This window comes from Pseudomonas sp. RA_35y_Pfl2_P32 (assembly GCF_963970735.1).
Classification (GTDB): domain Bacteria; phylum Pseudomonadota; class Gammaproteobacteria; order Pseudomonadales; family Pseudomonadaceae; genus Aquipseudomonas.
This window is the reverse complement of record NZ_CAXAQF010000372.1, coordinates 1-435: the sequence shown is the minus strand read 5'-3', so window position 1 is coordinate 435 and position 435 is coordinate 1. Positions and strand designations below refer to the sequence as shown.

Below are 435 nucleotides of genomic sequence, written 5' to 3'. Positions count from 1 at the left end.
CGGGGCGCAGCCAGATGACCACACGGCCACCGGTCGACAGGTCGAGATAGAGCAAATTCTCCGGGTCGCTCGCCGAGGGGATATCGGGCCGCCCAACGGCGGTGACGACAGCGCTCTTCGGGTCCGGCTTCTTTTTGGCGGCAAAGGCGGGCCCAGCGACGAACGCGAGGATGAAGACCAGAAGGGTGGTAACGAAACGCATCATTTCCCCGCGAAAAACTCGGTGTGGACCCGCGCTTAGACCAAGTCGCCGCTTGCGCCAATCTGAACGTGGCGCGCGAAAGCGACCATATTAGGGCTGAGTGCCCTTGCGGCCGATCTTATCGACCCGTGCGGCAAGTTCCGCCGCCACGGTCGGGCTGACGAAACGGTCGATCGGGCCGCCATAAAGCGCGATTTCCTTGACCAACCGGCTGGCAATTGGCTGCAACGAGA

Annotated in this window: 1 protein-coding gene; it reads right to left on the bottom strand. The window is 62.8% G+C overall.

Translation table 11 applies throughout. The features are described from left to right. A partial coding sequence (locus AACY45_RS28760; RefSeq protein ID WP_339548871.1) for a hypothetical protein occupies positions 1 to 202 on the bottom strand: 202 nt, incomplete at its 3' end. Between the last annotated feature and the right edge of the window lie 233 nt (positions 203 to 435).